The organism is Maribacter sp. (genome assembly GCF_016744255.1).
Taxonomy (GTDB): domain Bacteria; phylum Bacteroidota; class Bacteroidia; order Flavobacteriales; family Flavobacteriaceae; genus Maribacter_B.
Window position 1 is genome coordinate 23,992 of the sequence record NZ_JADGES010000039.1, and the last position, 6,608, is coordinate 30,599.

A 6,608-nucleotide genomic window follows, 5' to 3' on the forward strand; every position below is an offset into this window, starting at 1 on the left:
AAGTTTAAGTGTCGTTAAATAATCGTATCAAAAATAATTAAATTTACGAGAAAAGCAACAGATGAGGTGAAAAAGTTATGCATGCATAATAAAATAAAGCTTTTATTGCTGATTTATGAATAATAAAGATTTGCTGAAAAATTGTTTTGGGTTTTCTGCATGTAGCCAATGCCCAGCATTGTCAATAGTTTCGATAATGGCATTTGGAAAATGGGTCTTAATTTCCAGAGAATCATTAGGCATAACATATTCAGACTTATCTCCTCTTAAAAATAAGGTTGGTCCGGTATAAGTATCAGAATTACTTATGTTTTCTCCAATTTCTTCCATTTTAGTACTTAATACTTTAAGGTTGAAACGAAACCCTAATTTTCCTTTTTCTTCCCAGTATAGGTTTTTTAGTAAAAATTGCCTAATGCCAAATTCTGGAATGTATTTGGCTAAATTGGTGTCTGTCTCTTTTCTAGAGGTTAAACCTTCTTTGGTAACCAAATTTAAGCCGTCTATGATTGTTTGGTGGTGCGGAGGATAGAACTTTGGAGCAATATCTGCAACAATAAGTTTTTTGGTCATACTAGGGTAGGAACAAGCAAATTGCATTACAGTTTTGCCTCCCATAGAATGCCCAAGCAATATGGTTTTTTCTATGTTGTGGTATTCTAAATAGTGTTTTAGATCTTCAGTTAGTATGTCGTAGTTAAAATTGTCTGCATGGAAGCTCTTGCCGTGATTTCTTTGGTCAATAAGATGTACCTGCATACCTTCATTAGCATATTGGCTGCCTAGAGTTTTCCAGTTGTCAGACATTCCCAAAAAACCATGTAAAATGCATATAGGTTCGCCTTCTCCTATTATTTTGGAATGTAGTAATTGTTTCATTTTAGTTTGTTTAAATACATGTTTACCACATTTTCTAATCCTAAATAAAGAGATTCGCTAATTAGCGCGTGGCCTATAGATACTTCTAAAAGATTAGGAACCTTCTCTTTAAAATATTTTATATTGTCTAAGCTTAAATCGTGGCCAGCATTTATGCCTAAGCCTAGTTTTTGAGCTAGTATGGCTGCCTCAGTAAAAGGAATTATGCTATCTAAATTGTTGTTGGCATACCCTTCTGCATAACTTTCGGTGTATAGTTCTATTCGGTCGGCACCAACTTTAGCAGCACCTTCTATCATTCTAGATTCTGGGTCTACAAAAATGGAGGTTCTTATATTGTTTTCTTTGAATGTAGAAATTACATCTGTTAAAAAGGATTCGTTTTTAATAGTGTCCCAGCCGGCATTAGATGTTAGTGCGTCTACAGCATCTGGCACCAATGTAACTTGAGTGGGTTGTATGCTTAAAACTAAATCTATGAATTTCTTAATAGGGTTGCCTTCTATATTGTATTCGGTGCTTACAATGTTTTTAAGGTCTATTGCGTCTTGGTAGCGAATGTGCCTCTCGTCTGGTCTTGGGTGAATGGTTATGCCTTCCGCTCCAAAATTTTCTATGTCCTTTGCTACTTTTAATAAGTTAGGAACATTGCCTCCTCGAGAATTTCTTAAAGTTGCAATTTTATTTATGTTAACACTTAGTTTAGTCATACTATCTTTTTTGATTTATAGCATTGCAAAAATACAAATTAGGCATCCCTTTTAATATTTTAAATTAGTATTTTGCGTTATATTTAAAGATATGCAAATTCAGACCCATATATTATCCGGTATTCCTGTTTTTAAGGTTGAAGATTCTATGAAAGAAGTTATTCAATTTTTTGAAGCAACAACCTATTCACATGTAGCTGTTACAGAGAATGGGAGGTATTTAGGTGTTCTAAGTGAAAATGATTTAGAGAATCTTAAGGTGGATGAGAAGATTGAAGGCTATCGCTATAATTTAGATAACTTTTTTACTAGAAAAGACGCTAATTGGCTCGATGTTTTAGAAGGTTTTGCTCGTAATGAAGCAAATTTGTCACCTGTTTTAGATGAGAATGAAAAGGTGTTGGGTTATTATGACCTTACCGATGTGGTAGGTGTTTTTATAGATACACCATTTTTTACGGATCCAGGAAATATATTGGTTATTGCTAAAGGAGTTAAAGATTATTCTTTTAGTGAAATTGCGCAAATTGTAGAAAGTAATAATGCTAAATTTATCGGTGGGTTTATTACGGATATGACTAATGATGTGGTGCAAGTAACCATTAAAATTAGTACGGCTAACTTTAGTGATGTAGTACAAACCTTTAGACGATATAATTATAATATTGTTTTTGGAAATAGTGATGATAAATTTTTAGAAGATTTAAAGGGTCGTTCTGATTATTTGGATAAATATTTAAACGTTTAAAAAATGAAAGTTGCCATTTATGGTTTAACATATCAAGATAATGCTCTGGAGTATGTTTTAGAGTTATTGCAAGAACTTCAGAAAGAATCCGCAGAAGTATATTTAGAAGAAGATTTTTATACGAATTTGGTTGCTGAAAAAGCATCAAAAACCTATAAGACTTTTACATCCAAAGAGGGCTTAGATACTTCTTTTGATATGTTTATTAGTTTTGGTGGAGACGGTACTATTTTAAGAGCAACAACCTATGTTCGTGATTTAGGTATCCCTATAGTGGGTGTAAATACAGGACGTTTAGGGTTTTTGTCTACTTTTAAGAAGGAAGATGTTAAAAAAGTAATTCAGGAGTTTGTTAAAGGAGATTATGTAATCGTAGAAAGAAGCTTAGTAGAGATAAAGGTGGATGGTTATGAGTCTGAATTTGAAAACTTAAATTTTGCCTTAAATGAGATTACTGTAAGTAGAAAAGATACCACTTCTATGATAAAAATAGAAACGTATTTAAATGACGAATTTTTAACTTCATATTGGGCAGATGGGCTTATAGTTTCTACGCCTACTGGTTCTACGGGTTATTCTTTAAGTTGTGGTGGCCCAGTAATTGTGCCTACAGCAAAATCGTTAGTATTAACACCTATTGCGCCGCATAATTTAAATGCAAGGCCATTAGTTGTTTCTGATGATACTATTATGCGTTTAAAGGTTTCAGGAAGAGAAGAACATCATTTGGTTTCCTTAGACTCTAGAATAGCATCTATAGAAAATGGAACAGAGATTCAAATAAAAAAGGCTCCTTTTACAATTAAGATGATAGAGTATACTTCGGAGAGCTTTTTAAAAACCCTACGCAATAAACTATTGTGGGGAGAGGATAAAAGAAATTGAGAACCCAAATAAACAATAAAAGCATATAAAAGCTGTTTATCTTCAAAGAACAGAACTACAATGATTTATTGGTCTAAGCTGTTGAGATTGTTGTTTTTTGCAAACTTTTAAATTTTATGAAGAGAAGTATTTTTGTAATCTTCGTTATTACTTGTCTAGGATTAAATGCACAGACCTATGAAGCTGGGCTTTTTCTTGGTGGTGCTAATAATATTGGTGATGTTGGGAGAACAAGTTATTTGTTGCCTTCTGGATTAGCATATGGAGGACTTTTTAAATGGAATAAGAGTAAAAGATATGCTTGGCGCGCAAGTGTAATGTATGGGCAATTTACAGCAGATGACGCAAAATCGAATATACCATCTAGGAATCAAAGAGGTTATGTGATAGATAATTCTATTTTAGAAGCTTCCGCGGGATTAGAATTTAATTTTGTAGATTATAATTTACATAAATTAGGATCGGCATTTACACCTTATATGTACACTGGGCTTACCTATTTTAGGTATAGGTATAACTATTTTAATGGAGGTGTATTACAAGATTTTGGGCAAAAGGATGGGGCATTAGCAATACCAATGACTGTTGGTTTTAAACTTCGTTTAAATCAAATGCTTATTTTTGGAGCAGAAATTGGAGCTAGGTATACTTTTACAGATAATTTAGATGCTAGTAACCCAGAAAACTCTAATTTTGAATCTTTTAGATTTGGAAATATTTTTAGTGATGATTGGTACGTATTTTCGGGGGTAACATTAACGTATACCTTTGGAAGAGTAGTATGTGGCGATTGTTTTGAGTAAAACTATACATGAACACTATAGAAGAAATTAAAGGCCGTCAATTACCAAAACATTTAGCAATAATAATGGATGGTAATGGTAGATGGGCAAAGGAGAAAGGTAAATTGCGTGTATTTGGTCATGAAAATGGGATAAAAACCGTAAGGGCTACAGTTGAAAGTTGTGTAAAAATCGGGATAGAATACCTTACATTATACACTTTTTCTACAGAAAACTGGAATAGACCCAAATTAGAGGTAGAGCTACTTATGCGTTTATTGGTTAGTTCTCTAAAAAAAGAATTAAAGACTTTTTTAAAGAATAACGTTAAATTAAACACAATAGGCGATATCAATGCTTTACCTGTTAAAGTCAGAAAAGAACTTGAGGAAGTTATGGCTAAAACCAAAGAAAATACGGGTATGACCCTTACTTTAGCTTTAAGCTATGGTTCTAGGGAAGAACTAAAAAACGCTATTCAAGAGATAAGCACCAAAGTTAAAAATAATATAATTTCTGTTGAAAGTATTGATGAAACCATTATTAATAACCATCTTTACACGCACAATTTGCCAGATGTAGACCTACTTATACGTACAAGTGGAGAGCATAGAGTAAGTAATTTTTTACTTTGGCAAATAGCATATGCAGAATTATATTTTATTGATGTATTTTGGCCAGATTTCACAGAGGAATGTTTGGTGGATGCATTAAAAAATTATCAGAACAGAGAAAGAAGATTTGGAAAAACTAGCGAACAACTCAACTAGCAAAACGAAAAAGGTTATATTTCTAACACCTTTATTAACAACACTTTTTATTATAATTTCATCATTGACATTTGGGCAGGAAACTGCTTCTTATGAAGATGGTAAGAAATATATATTAGGAGGGTTAGAGGTTACAGGCCTCCAAAGTTATAATGAGCAAACTGTAAAAACCTACACAGGCTTACGTGTAGGACAACCAATTACCCTTCCGGGGGAGCAAATTAGTGCTATAATTAATAAGCTGTGGGGACTAGAGCTTTTTAGTGAAATAGACTTCTATATTACTAATATAGAAGAAGAACAGGTGTTTTTAGAGCTTAATATAATAGAGCGTCCTACTTTATCTAATGTTACTGTTTATGGCATAAAAAAGCGTAAAACAGACGAAATCCTAAAGGATACAGATCTTAAAAAAGGAAAGAAGATAACACAAAGTTTAATTGCTAACTCCAAGAATTACTTGGAGAACAAATATAAAAAGCAAGGATACTTAAATGCTGCTGTTACTATAGCAACTGCAAAAGACACTTCAGAAACCAATGCCCAGAGCATGGTAGTTAATGTTAAAAAGGGAGATAAAGTAAAAATAAAAGATATTGTCTTTGAAGGCAATAACCAACTCTCAGCAAAAAAACTTCGTAAAGCTTTAAAGAAGACTAAGAAAAAAAGGCTAGGACGTTTTTGGAAAAAATCTAAATATATAGAAGAAGATTACAAAAACGATTTAGATTTATTAGTAGATAAATATGCGGAAAATGGATTTAGGGATGCGCGTATATTGTCTGATACTATTGAGAAAATAGATGAAAATAATATCTTAGTTAAATTAAAGGTAGAAGAAGGAGAGAAATATTATTTTGGCGATATTGATTTTGTTGGTAATAGTGTATACACCGATCGTCAATTACACCGTCTATTGGGAATAAAAAAAGGAGCAACCTATAATGGTGTTTTATTAAGGGAGCGTATTGCAGACGATTCTAAACCAGATGCTAATGATGTAACTAGTTTGTATCAGAATAATGGATATTTATTCTCTAGTATTAACCCAGTAGAGGTTTCCGCAGAGAATGATACTATTAATTTTGAAATTAGAATAATAGAAGGTAAAGAGACCTTTTTAAATCATGTTACAATTACTGGTAATGCTAAAACTAATGATCATGTTATCTTTAGAGAATTAAGAACAAGACCAGGACAACGTTATAATAAATCCGATATTATTAGAAGTATTAGAGAATTAGGGCAGCTTGGTTTCTTTGATGCAGAACAAGTAAAACCAGATATAATAAACCCAGACCCTAATGCAGGTACTGTAGATTTAGCTTTTAGTTTGGTAGAGTCGGGATCTAGCCAAATAGAATTACAAGGTGGTTATGGCGGTGGAGGTTTTATTGGAACTTTAGGGCTTTCTTTTAGTAATTTCTCTATAAAGAACTTATTTAAAGGAGAAGAATATAAGCCGGTTCCTATGGGAGATGGGCAGACTTTTGCTTTGCGTTTACAGGCAAGTAAAACCTATAGAGTATATAGTTTAAATTTTGCAGAACCTTGGTTAGGAGGTAAAAAACCAGTACGTTTTAATTTATCACTTTCTAGAACCCAACAGTTTAGAGCTGATTATAGCAATAGAGGTAGAGTAGAGGTAAAGAAAGATCAGCAGTTTTCTATAACAGGTATAACGGCAGGTTTGGCAAAGAGAGTACAATGGCCAGATGATTTCTTTACGATATCTCATTCGTTAAGCTACCAGTTATATGATTTTAAGAATTATAATCTTGGGTTGTTTAATACCTCAAATGGAAAATTTAATTCTATAGCCTATACTTTAGGT

7 protein-coding genes are annotated in these 6,608 nt (G+C 32.8%); 5 read left to right on the forward strand and 2 right to left on the reverse strand.

Going from position 1 to position 6,608, the window contains the following annotated elements; genetic code table 11:
• Nucleotides 1–102 precede the first annotated feature (102 nt).
• Complete coding sequence (locus QZZ51_RS08570; protein WP_291868638.1) at nucleotides 103–879, reverse strand: alpha/beta fold hydrolase; 777 nt, start codon at nucleotides 877–879, stop codon at nucleotides 103–105.
• The gene (locus tag QZZ51_RS08575; protein WP_291868641.1) at nucleotides 876–1,589 is read right to left on the reverse strand and encodes a pyridoxine 5'-phosphate synthase; all 714 of its coding nucleotides are present in this window, start codon (nucleotides 1,587–1,589) and stop codon (nucleotides 876–878) included. Before QZZ51_RS08575 ends, QZZ51_RS08570 begins: the two co-directional genes overlap by 4 nt.
• 91 nt (nucleotides 1,590–1,680) lie before the next feature.
• On the opposite strand from QZZ51_RS08575, the gene QZZ51_RS08580 reads away from it, so the two are divergent.
• The 5 genes from QZZ51_RS08580 to QZZ51_RS08600 all read left to right on the forward strand — a co-directional run.
• The gene (locus QZZ51_RS08580; RefSeq protein WP_291868643.1) at nucleotides 1,681–2,337 is read left to right on the forward strand and encodes a CBS domain-containing protein; all 657 of its coding nucleotides are present in this window, start codon (nucleotides 1,681–1,683) and stop codon (nucleotides 2,335–2,337) included.
• A gap of 3 nt (nucleotides 2,338–2,340) precedes the next feature.
• Complete coding sequence (locus tag QZZ51_RS08585) at nucleotides 2,341–3,222, forward strand: NAD kinase (protein ID WP_291868646.1); 882 nt, start codon at nucleotides 2,341–2,343, stop codon at nucleotides 3,220–3,222.
• Between the two features lie 116 nt (nucleotides 3,223–3,338).
• Nucleotides 3,339–4,025: a DUF6089 family protein gene (locus QZZ51_RS08590; RefSeq protein WP_291868649.1), complete on the forward strand. Its 687-nt coding sequence runs from the start codon at nucleotides 3,339–3,341 to the stop codon at nucleotides 4,023–4,025.
• An 8-nt stretch (nucleotides 4,026–4,033) separates the two neighbouring features.
• The gene (locus tag QZZ51_RS08595) at nucleotides 4,034–4,774 is read left to right on the forward strand and encodes an isoprenyl transferase (RefSeq protein ID WP_291868652.1); all 741 of its coding nucleotides are present in this window, start codon (nucleotides 4,034–4,036) and stop codon (nucleotides 4,772–4,774) included.
• Nucleotides 4,746–6,608: POTRA domain-containing protein (locus tag QZZ51_RS08600; RefSeq protein WP_291868655.1), on the forward strand; the 1,863-nt coding region annotated here is incomplete at its 3' end. The genes QZZ51_RS08595 and QZZ51_RS08600, both read left to right, overlap by 29 nt.